Annotated in this window: 17 protein-coding genes and 1 riboswitch; of the genes, 5 read left to right on the top strand and 12 right to left on the bottom strand. The window is 69.7% G+C overall.

Annotated elements, in window-relative coordinates; genetic code table 11:
• Positions 1-59 precede the first annotated feature (59 nt).
• From MTQ01_RS09880 to MTQ01_RS09855, 6 genes are all read right to left on the bottom strand, one after another.
• Positions 60-1,547, bottom strand: coding sequence for an aminotransferase class V-fold PLP-dependent enzyme (locus MTQ01_RS09880; RefSeq protein ID WP_247488680.1), 1,488 nt, complete (start codon positions 1,545-1,547; stop codon positions 60-62).
• 152 nt (positions 1,548-1,699) lie between these two features.
• Positions 1,700-1,819, bottom strand: a riboswitch (SAM riboswitch).
• A 207-nt stretch (positions 1,820-2,026) separates the two neighbouring features.
• A complete protein-coding gene (gene trpD / locus MTQ01_RS09875) occupies positions 2,027-3,091 on the bottom strand; it encodes an anthranilate phosphoribosyltransferase (protein ID WP_247488678.1) in 1,065 nt (354 codons plus the stop codon).
• A 137-nt stretch (positions 3,092-3,228) separates the two neighbouring features.
• A complete protein-coding gene (locus MTQ01_RS09870) occupies positions 3,229-4,863 on the bottom strand; it encodes a cytochrome bc complex cytochrome b subunit (protein ID WP_247488676.1) in 1,635 nt (544 codons plus the stop codon).
• Entirely contained in the window at positions 4,860-5,924 is a 1,065-nt protein-coding gene (locus MTQ01_RS09865) for a ubiquinol-cytochrome c reductase iron-sulfur subunit (protein ID WP_247488675.1), read from the bottom strand. Before MTQ01_RS09865 ends, MTQ01_RS09870 begins: the two co-directional genes overlap by 4 nt.
• A complete protein-coding gene (locus MTQ01_RS09860; RefSeq protein WP_247488674.1) occupies positions 5,921-6,739 on the bottom strand; it encodes a cytochrome c in 819 nt (272 codons plus the stop codon). Before MTQ01_RS09860 ends, MTQ01_RS09865 begins: the two co-directional genes overlap by 4 nt.
• Positions 6,740-6,819: 80 nt before the next feature.
• Complete coding sequence (locus MTQ01_RS09855) at positions 6,820-7,431, bottom strand: heme-copper oxidase subunit III (protein ID WP_247488673.1); 612 nt, start codon at positions 7,429-7,431, stop codon at positions 6,820-6,822.
• 313 nt (positions 7,432-7,744) lie between these two features.
• On the opposite strand from MTQ01_RS09855, the gene MTQ01_RS09850 reads away from it, so the two are divergent.
• The gene (locus tag MTQ01_RS09850) at positions 7,745-8,146 is read left to right on the top strand and encodes a hypothetical protein (protein WP_247488672.1); all 402 of its coding nucleotides are present in this window, start codon (positions 7,745-7,747) and stop codon (positions 8,144-8,146) included.
• A gap of 241 nt (positions 8,147-8,387) precedes the next feature.
• Here the strand turns inward: MTQ01_RS09850 and MTQ01_RS09845 are convergent, their stop codons facing one another.
• The 4 genes from MTQ01_RS09845 to coxB form a co-directional block, all read right to left on the bottom strand.
• Positions 8,388-9,785, bottom strand: coding sequence for an Ig-like domain-containing protein (locus tag MTQ01_RS09845; protein ID WP_374207674.1), 1,398 nt, complete (start codon positions 9,783-9,785; stop codon positions 8,388-8,390).
• 126 nt (positions 9,786-9,911) lie between these two features.
• Positions 9,912-10,310 (bottom strand): cytochrome c oxidase subunit 4, encoded by a 399-nt coding sequence (locus tag MTQ01_RS09840; protein ID WP_247488671.1) that lies wholly within the window; start codon positions 10,308-10,310, stop codon positions 9,912-9,914.
• Positions 10,307-12,076 (bottom strand): cytochrome c oxidase subunit I, encoded by a 1,770-nt coding sequence (gene ctaD / locus MTQ01_RS09835; protein ID WP_247488670.1) that lies wholly within the window; start codon positions 12,074-12,076, stop codon positions 10,307-10,309. The genes MTQ01_RS09840 and ctaD overlap by 4 nt, the downstream gene beginning before the upstream one ends.
• Positions 12,073-13,038 (bottom strand): cytochrome c oxidase subunit II, encoded by a 966-nt coding sequence (coxB, locus tag MTQ01_RS09830; RefSeq protein ID WP_247488669.1) that lies wholly within the window; start codon positions 13,036-13,038, stop codon positions 12,073-12,075. The genes ctaD and coxB overlap by 4 nt, the downstream gene beginning before the upstream one ends.
• A 243-nt stretch (positions 13,039-13,281) precedes the next feature.
• On the opposite strand from coxB, the gene MTQ01_RS09825 reads away from it, so the two are divergent.
• The gene (locus MTQ01_RS09825; RefSeq protein WP_247488668.1) at positions 13,282-14,757 is read left to right on the top strand and encodes a cysteine desulfurase/sulfurtransferase TusA family protein; all 1,476 of its coding nucleotides are present in this window, start codon (positions 13,282-13,284) and stop codon (positions 14,755-14,757) included.
• A gap of 101 nt (positions 14,758-14,858) precedes the next feature.
• Here the strand turns inward: MTQ01_RS09825 and MTQ01_RS09820 are convergent, their stop codons facing one another.
• A complete protein-coding gene (locus tag MTQ01_RS09820) occupies positions 14,859-15,833 on the bottom strand; it encodes a carbohydrate kinase family protein (protein ID WP_247488667.1) in 975 nt (324 codons plus the stop codon).
• Positions 15,834-15,965: 132 nt separating this feature from the next.
• Here MTQ01_RS09820 and MTQ01_RS09815 point away from each other — a divergent pair, with 132 nt between their 5' ends.
• Positions 15,966-16,193 (top strand): hypothetical protein, encoded by a 228-nt coding sequence (locus tag MTQ01_RS09815; RefSeq protein ID WP_247489240.1) that lies wholly within the window; start codon positions 15,966-15,968, stop codon positions 16,191-16,193.
• 159 nt (positions 16,194-16,352) lie between these two features.
• Positions 16,353-17,819, top strand: a complete 1,467-nt coding sequence (locus MTQ01_RS09810) for a hypothetical protein (RefSeq protein WP_247488666.1) — start codon at positions 16,353-16,355, stop codon at positions 17,817-17,819.
• 186 nt (positions 17,820-18,005) lie between these two features.
• On the opposite strand, the gene MTQ01_RS09805 is transcribed toward MTQ01_RS09810, so the two are convergent.
• The gene (locus MTQ01_RS09805) at positions 18,006-18,362 is read right to left on the bottom strand and encodes an iron-sulfur cluster assembly accessory protein (protein ID WP_211039779.1); all 357 of its coding nucleotides are present in this window, start codon (positions 18,360-18,362) and stop codon (positions 18,006-18,008) included.
• Positions 18,363-18,803: 441 nt separating this feature from the next.
• Between MTQ01_RS09805 and nadA the strand changes: the two genes are divergently transcribed.
• A complete protein-coding gene (gene nadA, locus MTQ01_RS09800; RefSeq protein ID WP_374207673.1) occupies positions 18,804-20,024 on the top strand; it encodes a quinolinate synthase NadA in 1,221 nt (406 codons plus the stop codon).
• Positions 20,025-20,042 lie beyond the last annotated feature (18 nt).

Here is a 20,042-nt window from a genome sequence, read left to right as displayed (position 1 = left end):
CAGCGCCGACGGCAGAGGCAGACCGGCCCCTCCGCATTGCCGGCCTGCCTCCGCGTGGGTCAGTGTGCCGTCTTCCCGCCGGTCAGAGCGGTGCGACGCGGCGCGGAGGCCACATCCGGCACACAGCGCCCCTCTTCCGTGCGGTAGTTCAGCTTCGCGCCCTCGCGGACCAACTCCCGCACCGCTGCGACGAATCGGTCGATGTGCTCGTCCGGGGTGCCGACCCCGAAACTCACCCGTACGGCGTTCAGCGACCGCTCCCCCGGCGCCGCTTCGGGCGCGCCGCACTCACCGGGTTCCGCGTCCTCGGCTCCGAGCAGCGCCCGCAGCAGCGGGTGGGCGCAGAAGAGCCCGTCGCGCACCCCGATGCCGTGTTCGGCCGAGAGCGCCGCGGCGAAGTGCGAGCTGTTCCAGCCCTCGACAACGAAGGAGACCACGCCCACACGCGGCGCGTCCGGGCCGAAGAGCGAGAGCACCCGCACCTCGGGCAGTTCGGCCAGCCCGCGACGCAGCCGCCCGAGCAACTCCCGCTCCCTGGCGACGATCCGGTCGAATCCGGCCTCAGTCAGCGCCCGGCAGGCCGAGGCGATGGAGTACGCGCCGATGACGTTCGGCGAACCCGCCTCGTGCCGGGCGGCGGTGGTCTGCCACTCGACGGCCAGCTCCCCGTCCGCCTCGCGCGACACCTTGCGGCTCGCGCCGCCGCCGGCCAGGTAGGGCTGCGCCGCACGCAGCCAGTCCGACCGGCCGGCGAGCACCCCGGCGCCGAAGGGCGCGTACAGCTTGTGGCCGGAGAAGGCGATCCAGTCCACGTCCAACTCGCCGATGTCCACCGGGTGGTGGGGCACCAGCTGGGCGGCGTCCAGGACGATGCGGGCGCCGTGCCGGTGCGCGACCTCGGCCAGTTCGGCCACCGGCCAGAACTCACCGGTGACGTTGGAGGCTCCCGTCACGCAGACCAGCCGGGGGCCCTGCGGCGCCGAGACCAGCGCCTGCTCCAGCAGCTCCACCGCACGGGCGGGGGTGCGCGGCGCACCGAGCACCTGCGTGGTGTGGTCGCGCCAGGGCAGCAGCGAGGCGTGGTGCTCGGTCTCGAAGACGAAGACCCGGGTGCCCGGGGGCAGCGCCGCGGCCAACAGGTTCAGCGAGTCGGTGGTGGAGCGGGTGAAGACCACCTGGTCCGCCTCCTCCGCCGGCGTGCCCTCCGCGGCCGGGCGGCAGCCGACGAAGCGCGCGACGGTCTCCCGGCTCTGCTCGAAGAGGTCGGTGGAGAGCTGCGAGAGGTAGCCGGCGCCCCGGTGGACGCTGCCGTAGTACGGGGCGTACGCGGACACGTCGTCCCACACCCGGGCGAGTGCCGGGGCGCTCGCCGCGTAGTCCAGCGCGGCGTACTCGATCTCGCCGCCGGCGGCGAGCGGCACCCGGATGCCGTCGCCGAGAACCGGCAGCACCGGGGCGTCGGGGACGTCGTCGGGCAGAGGTGAACGGCCGTTCGTCCGAGGACAGTCGGAGGGCCGGGCGGACGCGGACACAGAGGAAACAGACATCAGGAGATCTCCCGGAAAGGGCGAGGAAGTCCCGGTGTCGGAGAACGCGCCGCAGCGGGACGACGTCGGCTCCGGCCCGGGTGTGCTGAAGGGGCGGGCGGCTGTGGGGCGTGCAGCCCTACCGCATTCGCTGATTCATCGACGTACTCCCTCGACCGCGCTTGCCGCAGACCTTGCTGTCTTGCGGCCTGGTCATCACCCGGAGCACCCCGCCACGGACGGAGGGTTGCCGGACAGCAGGCCGGGGCCTTCTCTCGCTGTCACTCGTGACCTGAAACGTGAGTCTGCCACACAGCCGCCGTCGGGAACACCCGGTCCACATTCCGGACCGGACCGGGGCGACCACACCGCCCACGGCACTCGCCGCCGCGCTCGCCGGCCGCAGACACGGCCGCGGGGCGGCGAACCACCGTTCGCCGCCCCCGCGCACACTCACCCGCGCCGCGCCGACGCCCATCCGGCGATCCGGCGTACGGCCCTCAGCGGTGGCTGGCCGCCACCCAGCGCTCCAGCGCGCTCCGCGCCGCGCCGGAGTCGATGGACTCGGCCGCCTTCGCCATTCCCGCCGCGATCCGCTCGTGCAGTCCCTCCGCCGTGGGCTCCAACGCGGCCAGCGCCGCTGCCGAGTTGAGCAGCACCGCGTCGCGCACCGGCCCGTGCTCGCCGTCCAGCAGTCGCCGGGCGACATCCGCGTTGTACGCGGCGTCCGCGCCGCGCAGCGCCTCGATGGGCACCAGCTCGACGCCCACCTTCCGCGGGTCGAAGGACTCCTGTCGCACTTCGCCGCCCTCGACGATCCAGACCGTGGAGGTGCCGGTGGTGGTCAGCTCGTCCAGTCCGTCGTCGCCGCGGAAGACCAGGGCCGAGGTGCCGCGGCGGGCGAGCACCCCCGCGAGGATCGGTGCCATACGGGCGTCCGCGACCCCGGTCGCCTGTGCCTGCACCCGGGCGGGGTTGGTCAGCGGACCGAGGAAGTTGAACGTCGTCGGGATCCCCAACTCCCGTCGCGTACCGGCGACATGACGCAGCGACGGGTGGAACTTCACCGCGAAGCAGAAGCTGATGCCGGCCTCGGAGGCGACCTCGGCGACCCGCTGCGGGCTCAACTCCAGGTTCACGCCCAGCTTCTCCAGCACGTCGGAGGAGCCGCTGGCCGAGGAGGAGGCGCGGTTTCCGTGCTTGACGACCCTGGCCCCGGTCCCGGCCACCACGATCGCCGACATGGTGGAGATGTTGACCGTACGGGCCCGGTCGCCGCCGGTGCCGACGATGTCCACCGTGGCGCCGGGGACCTCGATGGTGTTGGCGTGCTCGTACATCGTGCGCACCAGGCCCGAGACCTCCTCCACGGTCTCGCCCTTGGCGCGCAGCGCGACCGCGAACCCGGCGATCTGCGCGTTGGTGGCCTCGCCCCGCATGATCCGGTCCATCGCCCAGGCCGTGGCCTCGGCGCTCAGGTCCTCACCCGCGAGCAGACTGCTCAGGACGTCCGGCCAGGAGCGCTCGGCCACGGTGTCGCCTCCGACTGGGGTCCCAGCACTCATCGCCCACGCTCCGGGTAAGTCGATCCCTGTGAATGCCCGCCACCCTATCGAGGGTGGGCGGACAGCGCTGAGCCCCCGTCCAAGGAACGGACGGGGGCTCGGCTGTGTGGCGTGAAAGCGGCGCTGCCGCCCGGAAATCAGTGGTGGCCGTGGCCGCTCATGATCTCCTTGTACTCCTCGGGCGTCGCCTTCGGCACCTGGCCGTGTTCACCGAAGTAGCCGCGGCTGATGCGCACCCGCACCTTCTCGATGATGCCGGGCCGGCTCTCGACGCCGTTCTTGTCGACGGCCGGCGGCAGTTCGGCCGCCTTGTACTGGTGGTGCTGGGTCAGCAGGTGCAGCTGCTCGGGCGGCAGCGGCTCGTGCACCTCGACGAACTCGCCGTGCGGCAGCCGCTTGATGATGCCGGTCTCGCGACCGTGCAGCACCTTGTCGCGGTCCCTGCGCTGGAGTCCCAGGCAGATCCGGCGCGTGATCATGAAGACCACGACCGGCACCACGAAGAAGCCGATCCGGACGAACCAGGTGATCGTGTTGATCGACAGATCGAAGAAGATCGCCCAGAGGTCGTTTCCACCACCGACCAGCAGCACGAAGTAGACGCTGATCCAGGCCGCGCCGAAGGCGGTGCGGGTGGGCACGTTGCGCGGGCGGTCCAGCAGGTGGTGCTCGCGCTGGTCCTTGGTCACCCACGCCTCGAAGAACGGGTAGACCGCGATCGCGCCGAGCACCGCGGGCAGGAGCATCAGCGGGATGAACACACCGAAGTTGATGGTGTGGCCGGTCGGGATGACCCACTCCCAGGCCGGCATGGCCCGGATCAGTCCCTCGGAGAAGCCCATGTACCAGTCGGGCTGGGCGTTGGTGGAGATCTTGTCCGGCCGGTAGGGGCCGAGCACCCAGACGGCGTTGATGGTGAACGTCGCCGAGATCATGGAGATGACGCCGAACACCAGGAAGAAGAAGCCGCCGGCCTTGGCCATGTAGATCGGCATCAGCGGGTAGCCGACGACGTTGTTGTTGGTGCGGCCGGGACCCGGGTACTGGGTGTGCTTGTGGTAGAAGACCAGGATCAGGTGGGCCACCACGAGACCGAGCATGATGCCCGGCAGCAGCAGGACGTGGATGGCGAAGAACCTCGGGATGATGTCCGTTCCGGGGAACTCCCCGCCGAAGAGGAACATCGCCATGTACGTGCCGACCAGCGGCACGGCGAGGATCGCGCCCTCCATGAAGCGGATACCGGTGCCCGAGAGCAGGTCGTCCGGCAGCGAGTAGCCCGTCAGACCGGTGAACATGCCGAGCACCAGCAGCAGGAAGCCGAACAGCCAGTTCAGCTCGCGCGGCTTGCGGAACGCACCGGTGAAGAACACCCGCATCATGTGGACGAACATCGCGACCAGGAAGATCAGCGCCGCCCAGTGGTGGATCTGCCGCATCAGCAGACCACCGCGCACGTCGAAGCTGATGTCCAGCGTGGAGGCGTACGCCTCCGACATCAGCACGCCCTGCATCGGCACGTAGCTGCCGTGGTAGTGCACCTCGGCCATGCTCGGCTTGAAGAACAGCGTCAGATAGACGCCGGTGAGCAGGATGATGATGAACGAGTAGAGCGCGATCTCACCGAGCAGGAACGACCAGTGGTCGGGGAAGACCTTGCGCAGGTTCTTCTTCGCACCGCCGTAGATCCCGAGGCGTCCGTCCGCCCAGTCGGCCACCCGCTCGCCGGCAGGGGCCTTGCCCCGGCTCTGGGTTTCAGTCTTGGTACTCATCCGCGCTCCCAGAAGCTCGGCCCGACGGGCTCGGCGAAGTCGCCTTCTGCCACGAGTTCACCGTCGTTGTTGACGTTGATGTTCAGCTGCGGCAGCGGGTGGCCGGCCGGGCCGAAGATCACCCGTGCGCCGTCGGTGAGGTCGAACGTCGACTGGTGGCAGGGGCACAGCACGTGGTGCGTCTGCTGCTCGTAGAGGCTGACCGGGCAGCCGACGTGCGTGCAGATCTTGGAGTACGCCACGATGCCCTCGTGGGACCAGTCGAGCTCCTGCTTGTCCTTGATGTCCTTCGGTTCCAGACGGACGAGCATCAGCGCGGCCTTGGCGATCTCGTGCATGAACTCGTGGCTGTCCTCCTCCAGGCCGTCCGGCTTGGCGAAGACGAGAGAGCCCACCGTGATGTCCTCGGGACGAAGCGGCTCACCGGTGTTCTGGTTGATGAGCCGCAGGCCCTTCTTCCACATGGTGCGCCGGAGCTTGTCCTCCGGGAGCGGACCAAGGTCGCGCAGCAGCACCACTCCGGAGAGCGGCACCAGGGCCAGCGCACCGATCATGGTGTTGCGGATCAGCTTGCGACGGCCGAGGCCCGAGTCGGCCGCGCCCTGCGCGAACTCCTCGAGGGCGGCGGCCTTGGTCTCCGGCGTGGCCGCGATCGGGTGCCGCTCCTGGACGTGCTCCTCGCCGCTCATCAGCGTCCGCGACCAGTGCACCGCACCGGCGCCGATGCAGAACAGCGCGATGCCCAGGCTCAGTCCGAGCGAGAAGTTCAGCGCGGAGATGTGGCCCAGCGGGAACAGATAGAAGATCTTGTCGACCGGGAAGGCCACGAACGAGGCGATGAAGGCGATCGTCGCCAGCATCGACACGATGAAGAACATGGCGACGGTGCGCTCGGAGCGCTTGGCCGCGCGCTCGTCGATGTCCTGGATGCGCGGCTCGTGATGCGGAATACCGGGGTCGGCGAAGGGGTTCTCGTCCACCTCCGCGACAGCGGTCGAATCCTGCGCCGAAGGCAGGTGCTTCTCTGACACGTCTTTGTGAGATCCAGTCTGGCTACTCATGACTTCCTGGCCTTGGCGTTGCGGGCCGCGATCCAGACGGTGATTCCGATGAGGATCGCCAGCACGATGGTCCAGGCGAACATGCCTTCGGAGACCGGGCCGAAGCCGCCGAGACCGAACCCGCCGGGGCTCTCGGACTCGGAGGAGTTGACCTTCTCCAGATAGGCGATGATCTGCCGCTTCTCCTTCTCCGGCATCACCGTGTCGGGGAAGGCGGGCATGTTCTGCGGCCCTGTCTCCATGGCCTCGTAAATGTGCTTGGGGCTGACGCCGTCCAACGCCGGGGCGTACTTGCCCTTCGTCAGCGCGCCTCCCTCACCGGTGAAGTTGTGGCACTGCGCGCAGTTCTGCCGGAAGAGGTCGCCACCGGCGGCGATCTCCTCGTTGTCCAGCCCCTCAGTGCTGTACTGCTCCTTGCCGGGCACCGCGGGTCCCGCGCCGAGGGAGGCGACGTACGCCGCCAGCTGGCGGGTCTCCTCGTCGTTGTAGACCTTCGGCTTCGCGGGGGCCTGCACTCCCGGCGCCTGCATCGGCATGCGGCCGGTGCCGACCTGGAAGTCGACCGCCGCCGCTCCCACGCCGACCAGGCTCGGGCCGTCGGAGGTGCCCTGGCCGCCGGTGCCGTGACAGCTGTTGCAGCCCACGGCGTAGAGCTTCTTGCCCTCCTTGATGTCGAGGGACTGGTTCGACTTCTCGGCCTTGGCCTCACCCGCAGGAGCGAACGCGGCGTACAGCCCCCCGGTGGCCGCCAGCGCGAAGAGTAGAACGACGATCGCCGCCAGCGGATGGCGCCGTCGTGCGGAGAGCTTTTTCACGGATTACCCCGGTGTCAGGATCTGCTGCGTCGAAACTTCTGAGCAGTGTCTGTCGATACGTCTTGCGGGCGCGCGCCTGATTACTTGATCAGGTAGATCGTGGCAAACAGGCCGATCCACACGACATCGACGAAGTGCCAGTAGTAGGACACGACGATGGCCGCGGTGGCCTGGTGGTGGGTAAAGCGCCGCGCCATGTACGTCCTGCCGAGGACGAACAGGAACGCGATCAGCCCGCCTGCCACGTGGAGCCCGTGGAAGCCGGTCGTCAGGTAGAAGACCGAGCCGTACGGGTCCGACGAGAGGGAGAGGCCCTCGTGCTTGACCAGTTCCGCGTACTCGAAGATCTGACCTCCGATGAAGACGGACCCCATGATGAACGTGACCACGAACCAGCTGCGCAGCTTCTTCACGTCACCGCGCTCGGCGGCGAAGACGCCGAGCTGGCAGGTGAGTGAGGAGAGCACCAGGATCGTGGTGTTCGTCAGTGCGAACGGGAGGTTGAGCAGGTCGGACTTCTCCGTCCAGTACTCGGCTCCCATCACCGATCGCAGGGTGAAGTACATCGCGAAGAGGGCCGCGAAGAACATCAGCTCGGAACTCAACCAGATGATGGTTCCGACGCTGGTGAGGTTCGGCCGGTTGACCGATGGGTGCGCGTGCCCGGTTTCTACTGCAGTTGCTGTCGCCACGCCGACATTATGTCGGTCGCTTATTCCGTCCTCACTTCGGGGGGTGCTCTTCGGTGTGTCCATCCCCCGTGGGCTGCGCAAACGCCCGGGATCACCGGCCACAGAAGGTGGTTCCGGACGGTGTTGACGGGGCGCCAGAGGGAGTAGCATCCCGGGCACGCGCATCGTGGCGCGCGCGGTGACCGACCGGACAGCCTGCGAGCAGGTGCGAGCCGGCCGGCCCCACCGCCCGCCACACGCCGCGTACTTGGCACTCACGACGTCTCGCACCGCCAGACCAGGCGGCGACCCGGTACGACAACGCGGAGGAACGATGCAGTCCACGGCCACGGTGCTGGTCTACAGCGACGATGCGAGCACCCGCGAGCAGGTGCGACTGGCCGTCGGTCGGCGCCCGGCCGCGGACGCCCCCAGCGTGGAGTACGTGGAGTGCGCCACACTTCCGGCGGTGCTCAGCGAGCTGGAGAAGGGCGGAATCGACGTCTGCGTGCTGGACGGCGAGGCGACTCCCGCAGGCGGTATGGGCGTGGGTCGGCAGATCAAGGACGAGATCTACAACTGCCCGCCCGTGCTGCTGCTCATCGGCCGCCCGCAGGACGCCTGGCTGGCGACCTGGAGCCGCGCCGAGGCCGTGGTGGCCCACCCGCTGGACCCGGTCGCCCTCGCCGACGCGCTGGCGGGTCTGCTGCGCGGAGACGTCCACAGCGCCGCCTGAGGCCCGAGGCGCCTCCGTGCGCTCCTCGGCCCCACGGCCTGCGGTACCGGCCGCGAGGCAACCGCCTGCAGGTGCGCGGCACGCGCAGTCGCACGGCCCCGAGAGACGCGCCGACCGGCTGCACGCCAGCCGCAGCCCGGCCACGCCGCAGACGCGCGGCACGACTGAACTGGGCGCGACCGCCCCCGTGGACGGTCGCGCCCAGTCGTGCGCGGGGCCGCTGCCGGCCCGGTCGGGATGCTCAGAGCCCGGGGCGCAGGCGGGCGGAGTCGGCGGGGGCCCCACCGAGGTCGCGTTCGGCGCCGAGGTCGGAGCCGTTCTTCTCCGTCGAGCGTGCGTGCTTGGCGTCCTTGGTCTCGGCCTCGGAGTCCTCGTCCTCCCCGCTGCCGCGCTCCCGCTCCCCCCGGTCCTGGTCGGGAGTCGGCCCGTCGTGGAGGGCGCTGCCCTTCTGCCACTGCTCCCAACTCAGGTTCCACTCACCGAAACCGTTGTCGAAGACGGTCATGTCCTCGCCCTCGGTGTTGGTGTGGGTGACGAGGTCGCCGGCACGGACGGTGTCGTAGAACCACTTGGCGTTCTCGGTGCTCATGCCGGTGCAGCCGTGGCTGACGTTCGCCGCGCCGTGCGAGCCGGAGGACCAGGGCGCGCCGTGCACGTACTCGCCGCTCCAGGTGATCCTGGTCGCCCAGTGCACCGGCAGATCGTAGAAGTCCGCGCTGCCCTCGCCGATGCCGATGCTGGTGCTCTGCATCCGGACGAAGGGCTCGCGCTCCAGTACCACCTTGGTCCCGTTGCGGGTGCGGAAGCCGGCCTTGCCGGTGGTGATGGGTATGGACCGCAGCACCTCGCCGTTCTTCTTCACCGTCATACGGAGCTTGGCCGCGTCCGCGACCGCCTCGACCCGGTCCCCGGTGCGCAGCTTCAGCGCCTTGTTCGCGCCGCCGTACAGGCCGTCCCTGATGCGCAGGCCGGAGAGCGTGCTGCGGACCGATATACGGGCGTTGGTGGGCCAGTAGGCCTTCGGGCGGTAGTGCAGCTTCTTGTCGTCGACCCAGTGCCAGGAGCCCTCCACCTTCGGACTGGAGTCGACCTCCAACGCGCCCTCCACCACCCGGCGTTCGGCGCGCTTGGACACGGCGCGGCTGAGCTCGGCGGTGACCGGCTGGCCCACCCCGTACGTGCCCGCGTCCGGACCGAGCTTGAGTCCCAGCTTCTTGGCCTTGCCACCGGGGGCCCTGGTGTCGAAGGTCATCGAGGCGCGGCCCGGTCGGCCGCTCTTCTCGGTGCTGACCTTGACGGAGTACTTGGCGCCGGCGGCCAGCGCGCCGGTGCTGCGCCAGCGGCTGCCGTCGGCGGAGAGTTCGCCGGCGAGTCTGCGGCCGGCGTCGTCGACGACGACCACATCGGTGATCTGGTCGTGGTCGCTGTCGGCGGAGACGACCAGCGGGTCGGCCGGGTCGAGGGGCGTGCTGCCGGAGTGGACCTTTCCGGCGCCGCCCAGGCTCACCCGCTTCGCCGCGTCGTACGGTTCGGAAGCCAGTGGGTGGGAGGAGTCGCCGCACGCGGTGAGCACCATCACGGGTGCCATCAGCGCACAGCCCAGCGCGATTCGGGGTGATCCCTGCGTACGGTGCCTCATGCAGCAAAGCTATGAACGCGGCCGTGCGGGGGCGCGTTCTGTTCGTGCAAAAGAGTCACCCCCGGAAGGCCCTCCGGGGGTGACTCTTGACTTTCACTCAGCGAGTGCTCGCGCGGAGCGGGCGACTCACTGGTTCTGGTTCTCGCCGTGGTAGTACTCGAACGTCCAGCCGAAGATTCCGACCAGCAGCACCGGCAGCGAGATGAACAGCAGCCACCAGCCGAAGACGACGCCGAGGAAGGCCATGGCGCAGCCTCCGGCGAGCACCAGCGGCTGCCAGCTGTGCGGGCTGAAGAAGCCCAACTCGCCGGCGTCGTCCGCCACTTCGGCGTCCTTGTTGTCGCCCGCACCGGTGTCGACCCGCTTGGCGGTGAAGACCAGGTAGTACCCGATCATGATCGACAGGCCGAAGGCCATGAAGAGCGCGCTGGTGCCGACCGGCTCCTTCGCCCACAGCCCGTACAGGACCGCGATGGCGAGGATGAACAGGGCCAGCCACAGGAACATCTTGCCCTGGATCTTCACTTGCCGGCCTCCTTGCCGCTCTCGCCGTCATCGGTCGAGACCGCACCGACAGCGACGGCTTCGCCCATCTGGTGGCCGGTGTTGTCCATCTGGTCCAGCGCGGCGATCTCCGGGTGGTGGAGGTCGAAGGCCGGGGATTCGGAACGGATCCGCGGCAGGCTGGTGAAGTTGTGCCGCGGCGGCGGGCAGGACGTCGCCCACTCCAGCGAGCGGCCGTAACCCCAGGGGTCGTCCACCTCGATCTTCTTGCCGTACTTGGCCGTCTTCCAGATGTTGTAGAAGAACGGCAGCATCGACAGGCCGAGCAGGAACGAGCTGATCGTGGAGATCGTGTTCAGCGCGGTGAAGCCGTCGGCGGCGAGGTAGTCCGAGTAACGACGCGGCATGCCCTCCGCACCCAGCCAGTGCTGCACCAGGAACGTGCCGTGGAAGCCGATGAACAGCGTCCAGAAGGTGATCTTGCCGAGACGCTCGTCGAGCATCTTGCCGGTGAACTTCGGCCACCAGAAGTGGAATCCGGCGAACATCGCGAACACCACGGTTCCGAAGACCACGTAGTGGAAGTGGGCCACCACGAAGTAGGAGTCCGAGACGTGGAAGTCCAGCGGCGGCGAGGCCAGGATGACACCGGTCAGACCGCCGAAGGTGAAGGTCACCAGGAAGCCGATGGTCCACAGCATCGGGGTCTCGAAGCTCAGCGACCCCTTCCACATGGTGCCGATCCAGTTGAAGATCTTCACGCCGGTCGGTACGGCGATGAGGAACGTCATGAAGGAGAAGAACGGCAGCAGCACACCGCCGGTGACGTACATGTGGTGCGCCCAGACCGTCACCGACAGACCGGCGATGGCGATCGTCGCGGCGATGAGGCTGATGTAACCGAAGATCGGCTTCCGCGAGAAGACGGGGACGATCTCCGAGACGATGCCGAAGAACGGCAGCGCGATGATGTACACCTCGGGGTGGCCGAAGAACCAGAACAGGTGCTGCCAGAGCAACGCACCGCCGTTGGCGGCGTCGAAGACGTGCGCACCGAACTGTCTGTCGGCCTCCAGCGCGAACAGCGCGGCGGCCAGCACCGGGAAGGCCAGCAGCACCAGCACACCGGTGAGCAGCACGTTCCAGGTGAAGATCGGCATCCGGAACATCGTCATGCCGGGTGCGCGCATGCAGATGATCGTGGTGATGAAGTTGACCGCACCGAGGATCGTGCCGAAGCCGGAGAGCGCCAGACCCATGATCCACATGTCGGCGCCGACGCCCGGGGAGCGGACCGCGTCGGAGAGCGGCGAGTAGGCGAACCACCCGAAGTTCGCCGCGCCGTTGGGGGTCAGGAACCCGCCCACCGCGATCAGCGAACCGAAGGAGTAGAGCCAGTAGGCGAACATGTTCAGCCGCGGGAACGCCACGTCCGGGGCGCCGATCTGGAGCGGCATGATCCAGTTGGCGAAGCCGGCGAAGAGCGGAGTCGCGAACATCAGCAGCATCACCGTGCCGTGCATGGTGAAGAGCTGGTTGAACTGCTCGTTCGAGACGATCTGCGAGCCGGGGCGGGCGAGTTCGGCGCGCATCACGAGCGCCATCACGCCGCCGATGATGAAGAAGACGAACGACGTAATCAGATACATCGTGCCGATCGTCTTGTGGTCAGTGGTCGTGAGCCACTTGACCACGATGTTGCCGGGCTCCTTGCGCCGCACCGGCACCGCGCCCTCGGGCGCTTCGGGTGCCGCGGTGGCACCCTGGGGTTCGTTGACGATACTCACGGGTTGTTCGTCTCCGCATTCCTAGCCGAGTCTGCCTGCGGGATCCCCGCGGGGAGGTAGCCTTCCTGGCCCTTCGCCTTCAGCTGCTCAAGGTGCTCCTGGTACTTCTCCGGAGAGACGACCTTGACGTTGAAGAGCATCCGGGAGTGGTCCGTGCCGCACAGTTCGGCGCACTTGCCCATGTAAGTGCCCTCCTTGGTGGCGGTGACCTCGAAGCGGTTGGTGTGGCCCGGAATGACGTCCTGCTTCATCAGGAACGGCACCACCCAGAAGGAGTGGATGACGTCGCGAGAGGTCAGGATGAACTGGACCTTCTCACCCTTGGGCAGGTAGAGCGTCGGACCCGGGTTGTTGTTCTGCGGGTTGCGCACGCCGGGGTTGCCGACCTCGTGGACGCCTTCGGCGCCCTCGGGGAAGGCCTTCTTCATACGGTCCGGGATGGCGGCGAGTTCTTTCTCCTCCGCGGCGTTGCCCGTACTCGCGTCCCCGTCGACGTCCTCGACGTAGTTGAAGGCCCAGCTCCACTGGAAACCCACCACGTTGATGACGTGGGCCGGCTTGTCCGAGGTCTCCAGGAGCTTCGCTTCGTCGCGAGCGGTGAAGTAGAAGAAGACCGACACGATGATGAGCGGAACCACCGTGTACAGGGCCTCGATCGGCATGTTGTACCGCGTCTGCGGCGGAACCTCGACCTTGGTCCTGGAACGCCGGTGGAAGTACACACTCCACAGGGTCAGGCCCCAGGTCAGTACGCCGACGACGATCGCGGCGACCCAGGAGCCCTGCCACAGGGAGAGAATCCGTGGCGCCTCCTCGGTGACCGGGGTCGGCATACCGAGGCGAGGGAGGTCTTCTGATGTGCAACCGGTGGCGGTCGCCAGGACCAGGCCCGCAGCCAGCACCTGCGGCAGGGTCCGCCGCATCGGGCGCCGCGACGAGCGGTCGGAGCCGTTGGGACTCACGTAGCGCCTTCCCGAGAGTCTCGCCCGCTCGGCCTGGCGCGGCCCTTGATGACCGGCGCCGGCCCTGGCGCGGGCAGGGTTTGGATGTTTATGCGGACCAAACCCTACTGGACGCAATTTGGCGCTGCGCGGGGAGGGTCACTAACGCGCCGCCGGTCCCTCCGAAGGAGTGGAATGCCCTGTTCGCGGGGGTCTTCTGACGCGGATTCCCCTCCTCCGCGAGGGTCGCGCTAGCGTCGTCGAGTGCCCTACTTCGACGCCGCCTCCGGTCTCCCTCCGCACCCCGTCGCACGGCAGGCGATGCTCGCCGCGCTGGACGAGGGGTGGGCCGATCCCACCCGGCTGCACCGCGAGGGCCGTCGCGCCCGGCTGCTGCTGGACGCCGCCCGGGAGAGCACCGCCGAATCCCTCGGCTGCCGTCCCGACGAGGTGGTCTTCGCTCCGTCCGGCACCCGCGCGCTGCACACCGCGGTGGCGGGTGCGCTGACGGGACGTCGGCGGGTGGGCAACCGGCTGCTGGTCTCGGCGGTGGAACACTCCGCGGTGCTGCACGCCGCCGAGGCGCACGAGGCCGGCGGCGGCCGGGTCTACCGGCTCGGCGTGGACCGGGAGGGCCGCGTACTGCTGGAGGAGGTGCGCGACGCGCTGGCCGAGGAGGACGGTGGTGCGGCGCTGCTCTGCCTCCAGTCCGCCAACCACGAGGTCGGGACCGTTCAGCCGCTGGCCGAGGTCGCCTCGTACTGCCTGGACGCGGGGGTGCCGCTGCTGGTCGACGCCGCACAGACGCTGGCCTGGCAGACCCCGCCCGCGGGCTGGTCGCTGCTGACGGGCAGCGCACACAAATGGGGCGGCCCCGCCGGCGTCGGCCTGCTCGCGGTGCGCAAGGGAACCCGGTTCGCCCCGACGGGCCCGCAGGACGAGCGCGAGCGCGGCTGGATGCCCGGCGCGCCCGGCCTGCCCGCGATCGTCGCCGCGGCGGCCTCGCTGCGTGCCGTGCGCGCGGAGTCCGCCGGGGAGAGCGAACGGCTGCGCACGCTGGTGGACCGGATCAGGACGGCGGTGCCCCAACTCGTCCCGGACACCGAGGTGGTGGGACACCCGCGAGAACGCCTCCCCCACCTCGTCACCTTCTCCTGCCTCTACGCCGACGGCGAGTCGCTGCTGCACGCCCTGGACGAGGCGGGGTTCTCCGTCTCCTCCGGGTCCTCGTGCAGCTCCAGCACGCTGACGCCCTCTCATGTGCTGCGGGCGATGGGCGTGCTCTCCGAGGGGAACGTACGGGTCTCGCTGCCGCCGGGCACGACCGGGGCGGAGGTGGACGCGTTCCTCGCGGCGCTGCCGGAGGCGGTGCGTTCGGTACGCGCCCGACTCGACCCGCCCACCGGGGCGGCGGACGGCGCGGCAGTCCCGGACGGCACGGCAGTCGCGGACGGCACGGCGGCCCCGGACGGCACGGCAGTCGCGGACGGCACGGCAGCCCCGGACGGCGCGGCGGCGGGTGCGCCGGCCGGGCTCACGGTCGACGCGCTGGGGCGGCGCTGCCCGATCCCGGTGATCGAACTGGCGAAGGTGATCGACCGGGTTCCGGTCGGCGGGATCGTCACGGTGCTGGCCGACGACGAGGCTGCCCGGCTGGACATCCCGGCCTGGTGCCGGATGCGCGGCCACCGCTATCTGGGCTCCGAGGGCACGACGCACCGGGTGGCCCGGGAGCAGTAGCGTCGCGCCCTGCCGTGTTCAGGAGCGGCCGCGAGCGCGGGAGCGGACACGGATACGGGGCGGGAGCCGCAGCCCCCGCCCCGTCACTTCCGCTGCCGGACTCAGCCCAGGTGCTTCTTCACCTCGGCCGCGGCCTCGTCGCCGTAGGCGGTGGTGAAGCGCTCCAGGAAACGCGCCCGGTGCAGCTCGTACTCCTGGGTGCCGACGGTCTCGATGACGAGAGTGGCCACCATGCAGCCGACCTGCGCGGCCCGCTCCAGGCTGACGCCCCAGGCGAGACCGGAGAGGAAGCCCGCGCGGAAGGCGTCGCCGACGCCGGTCGGGTCGACCTTGGACTCCTCCTGCGGGCAGCCGACCTCGATGGTCGGCTCACCGACGCGCTCGATGCGGACGCCGTTGGCACCGAGGGTGGTGACCTTCGTACCGACGCGCTCGAGCACCTCGGCGGCGGTCCAGCCGGTCTTGCTCTCGATCAGCGCCGACTCGTACTCGTTGGAGAAGAGGTACGCGGCGCCCTCGGTGAGTGCGCGGATCTCCTCGCCGCCCATGCGGGCCAGCTGCTGGGAGTAGTCGGCGGCGAAGGGGATGCCCCGCTTCCGGCACTCCTCGCTGTGCCGCATCATCGCCTCGGGGTCGTCCGCACCGATGTGCACCAGATCCAGGGTGCCGACGCGCTCGGCGACGGACTGGAGCTCGATGTTGCGCGCCTCGCTCATCGCGCCGGTGTAGAAGGAGCCGATCTGGTTGTGGTCGGCGTCCGTCGTGCAGATGAAGCGGGCGGTGTGCAGCACCTCGGAGATCCGCACGGACTGGGTGTCCACGCCGTGGCGGTCGAGCCAGGCGCGGTACTCGGCGAAGTCCGAGCCGGCGGCACCGACCAGCACCGGGTTGGCACCGAGCTGGCCCATGCCGAAGCAGATGTTGGGTGCGACGCCGCCGCGGCGGACGTCGAGCGAGTCCACCAGGAAGGAGAGCGAGACGGTGTGGAGCTGGTCGGCCACGAGCTGGTCGGCGAAGCGACCGGGGAACGTCATCAGGTGATCTGTGGCGATGGAACCGGAGACGGCGATACGCACGGCGGGCTGCTCCCGAGGAGGGCGACGGTGTGGACGCTTCACGCTACCCGTTCGGAGGATATTTCCCGAGTCCCTGAAACTACCCGAAAGTAGGGCTTACCAGCCCCTCTCGGGGTGCGTAGCGTGATCCGCATGACGAAGCAAGTGCCTTCTGCCGCCGACCGTTACACCCACGCTCCCGAGCCCGAGTCGATGGACGACCTCCGCCGGGACTGCGCCCGCATGTCCGCCCGCTGGACCCCGGCCGGCGCCGGCGTGAGCCCGGCCCGGGAAAGTGTCTCGCACTCGCGGCTGCACGGCGTACGCGTCCCCGAGCGGTCGGCCCGGATGCTCGACGGAATGTCCGACTACGGCGACTGATCCAACGGCTCGCCGTACGGCCGGCCCAACGGCTTCGAACCGCCCGTTCCACTCCGCCTCGGTGCGCCCGGGCCCCGCTGCGCGGGAGTCCGGGGGAACCGTTCGCCACCACGGCTCGTCCCACCGCTGTCAGGGCATCCGGAGTCGAAGGAGTCAGTGGTGAGCACCGAAGCCCACACCCACGGCGAGGACGAGCGGGACGGCGCGCAGAAGCCGCGCCGGCGCAGGCTCGCGGCCGTCTCCGTCGCCGCCGCGGTGGTCCTGGCGGCGGGCGGCACCTATTTCGCGCAGGCCCAGGTCGGCTCGGACAACTCCTCCGACGCCCCGGCCGCACAGCGCGAGGACGATCCGGAGCCGCTGAAGCTGGACGGCCACGGCACCACCGGCGAGCCCGACAAGAGCAACCCGCCCTCCTACGAGCTGACCGGCGACAGCGACAGCGGACCGGACCGGGCCCCGGTCTACCGCCCGGCGAAGGTCGACGAGAAGTCCGTGACCGACCTCGCCCGTGAGCTCGGCGCGAAGGGCGAGCCGGACAAGCGCGGCGAGACCTGGGTGGTCGGCAAGGGCCGGTCGGGCCCGGCACTGCGGGTCAGCGGTACGTCCGAGGGCCGCCAGGGCCAGTGGTCGTTCAGCCGCTACTCCCCCGGCGCCGAACCGCGGTGCGGAAAGCTGCCGCAGCCCGACAAGCCGCCGCGCTGCCCCTCGACGGGCGCGGGGCCAGACACCCCGGTCGGGTCCGAGCCGGGCGACGCCGGCGGCGACGAGCGCTCCGAGGGCCAGAAGCCGGTCTCCGAGCGTGCGGCGAGGAAGGCCGCCGAGCCGGTGCTGCGCGTACTGGGCCTGGAGAAGGCCGAGTTGGACAGCTCCACCACCCACGGCGCACTCCGCACGGTCACCGCGCGGCCCACGCTGGACGGGCTGGCGGTCGAGGGCTGGGACACCCGGCTGACGATCGGCTCGGACGGGAAGCTCGTACGCGGTCACGGGGCGCTGGCGCCGCTGACCGAGGGCGCCGAGTACCCGGTGCTCGACGCCGAACAGACCCTCGCGGAGCTGAACAGGCACCGGCCCGTCCACCACGCCGAGATCCAGTGCGTCAAGGAGCCGTGCGAGGGGCCGAAGGGCGGTCCGGCGAAGGTGGTGGACGCCTCGTTCGTGCTGGCGGCGTACTCCTCGCAGGGCAAGCGGGTGCTGGTCCCCTCCTGGAGCTTCGAACTGGGCGCGGGGAAGTCGGTGAGCCATCCGGCGGTCGAGCCCGAGTTCCTGGCGAAGGACAGCCGTACGGACGGCACTTCGGGGAACGCGGGCAGCGGTTCGCAGCCGGGGCACCCCGGGACCGGCAAGCCGACCGACCCCGCGCCCCCGGGCGAGGGCGTGGAACCGTACCGCTCCGGCGACCGTGAGCTGACCGTCCACTTCTGGGGCGGTGCCTGCTCGGACTACGGCGTGAAGGCCGAGGAGAGCGGCGAGCGGGTGCGGATCACCGTGACGGAGAAGCCGCGCGATCCCGGAGGGGTCTGCATCAAGATCGCCAAGGCGATGGAGGAGACCGTGAAGCTGGACGCACCGGTCGGCGACCGCGATGTGGTGGACGAGAAGGGCAAGGAGCTGCCCCGGCGCTGAGCCGCGCGAGCAGCGGGCGAGCCCTGCGTGGACGAGCCTGTGCGGACGAGCCGCTGTGGGGGCGGCAAGCAGGAAGGGCGGGCCCTCCCCGATGGGGAAGCCCGCCCTTCTTGTGCGTCGGTGCCACTCAACGCCCGCCGGTGCTCCGCGACTTCGGCGGGGCCCGGCAAACGCGCGCCCCGCGACTCAGCTGAAGGAGTCGCCGCAGGCGCAGGAGCCGGTCGCGTTGGGGTTGTCGATGGTGAAGCCCTGCTTCTCGATGGTGTCGACGAAGTCGATGGAGGCGCCGCCCAGGTACGGGGCGCTCATCCGGTCGGTGACGACCTTCACACCGTCGAAGTCCTTCACGACATCGCCGTCGAGCGAACGCTCGTCGAAGAACAGCTGGTATCGCAGGCCCGAGCAGCCACCGGGCTGAACGGCGACGCGCAGTGCCAGGTCGTCCCGGCCCTCCTGCTCCAGCAGGGCCTTGACCTTCGCCTGGGCGGCGTCGGACACGATGATGCCGTCAGTGGTCGTGGCGGTCTCGTCCGATACGGACATCTGCTTCTCTCCCGGGTTGTACGGACTGCTCTGCCGCCTGATGCAACAGACGAGTTCCCGGATCTATTCCGGTCCAGGGAGCGTTTCTCGCCACCGCGTTCGCACTGGTCTCGTACTGCTCACCCGGCGCTGCTCCGCTCTCATGCTCGCACACCGCCCGGGCACCGGTCACGGGTCGGCCGACCGCACCCCGGTCCGGCAGGGCGCGGGACGTGAAGCGGCCGGGACCGCGCCGCGTCCGATGTCGCGACCGTCGCCGCTGTTCGCCGGCGGCCGGCGTCGCCGATGCCGCGCCTCCGGCGACGCGGGGCGGAGTCCGGCAGGGGTGGCGAAGCGGGGATGCGTCACATCGACACGAGGCCCATCGTCAAGCTGACGCAAAGCGGCTATCATAGATAGCGTCAAATCGACGAAAAGCGTTGAGCCGAGCAACCAGAAAGGGTGCGTGCTGTGACCGCTGCGTCGAACGCAACCCCGCCCACCCAGACGTTGGACGTCCAGCCCACTCCCCTCGCCCTGCTGCTGCTCGGCCGGGAGGCGGACCCGCGGAGCGAGCGCGGGGTGGAGTGCCCCGGCGACCTCCCCTCCCCCTCGGACCCCGATCTGGTGGCCCGCGCCCGCGCGGCCAAGGAGCGCCTCGGCGACCGGGTGTTCGTGCTCGGCCACCACTACCAGCGCGACGAGGTGATCGAGTTCGCCGACGTGACGGGCGACTCCTTCAAGCTCGCCCGCGAGGCGGCGGCCCGCCCCGACGCGGAGTACATCGTCTTCTGCGGCGTGCACTTCATGGCCGAGTCCGCGGACATCCTGACCTCCGACGACCAGCAGGTCGTACTGCCCGACCTGGCCGCGGGCTGCTCGATGGCCGACATGGCCACCGCCGAGCAGGTCGCCGAGTGCTGGGACGTGCTGACGGAGGCCGGCGTGGCCGAGCAGACCGTGCCGGTCGCCTACATGAACTCCTCGGCCGACATCAAGTCGTTCACCGGGCGCCACGGCGGGACCATATGCACCTCCAGCAACGCGGAACGCGCGCTCGGCTGGGCCTTCGAGCAGGTCGACGCCGACCGCGGCAAGGTGCTCTTCCTGCCCGACCAGCACCTGGGCCGCAACACCGCCGTGCGCGACATGGGGATGTCGCTGGAGGACTGCGTCGTCTACAACCCGCACAAGCCCAACGGCGGCCTCACCCACGAGGAGCTGCGCGGCGCCCGGATGATCCTGTGGCGGGGCCACTGCTCCGTGCACGGTCGTTTCTCGGTGGACTCGGTGCGCGACGTGCGCGAGCGGATGCCCGGCGTCAACGTGCTGGTGCACCCCGAGTGCAAGAACGAGGTGGTCGCCGCCGCCGACTACGTCGGCTCGACGGAGTACATCATCAACACCCTGGAGGCCGCCCCCGCCGGCTCGAAGTGGGCGATCGGCACCGAGCTGAACCTGGTGCGCAGGCTCGCCAACCGGTACGCCGCCGAGGGCAAGGAGATCGCCTTCCTGGACCGCACCGTGTGCTTCTGCTCGACGATGAACCGCATCGATCTGCCGCATCTGGTCTGGGCGTTGGAGTCGCTGGCCGACGGTACGACGGTCAACCGCATCCAGGTCGACCGGGAGACGGAGAAGTTCGCCAAGCTCGCGCTGGAGCGGATGCTGGCCCTGCCGTGACCGCCCTGTCGTGACCCC

The organism is Streptomyces sp. XM4193 (assembly GCF_023072595.1).
Classification (GTDB): domain Bacteria; phylum Actinomycetota; class Actinomycetes; order Streptomycetales; family Streptomycetaceae; genus Streptomyces.
Note: the sequence above shows the minus strand (reverse complement) of the source record. Positions and strands in the feature narration are given on the sequence as shown.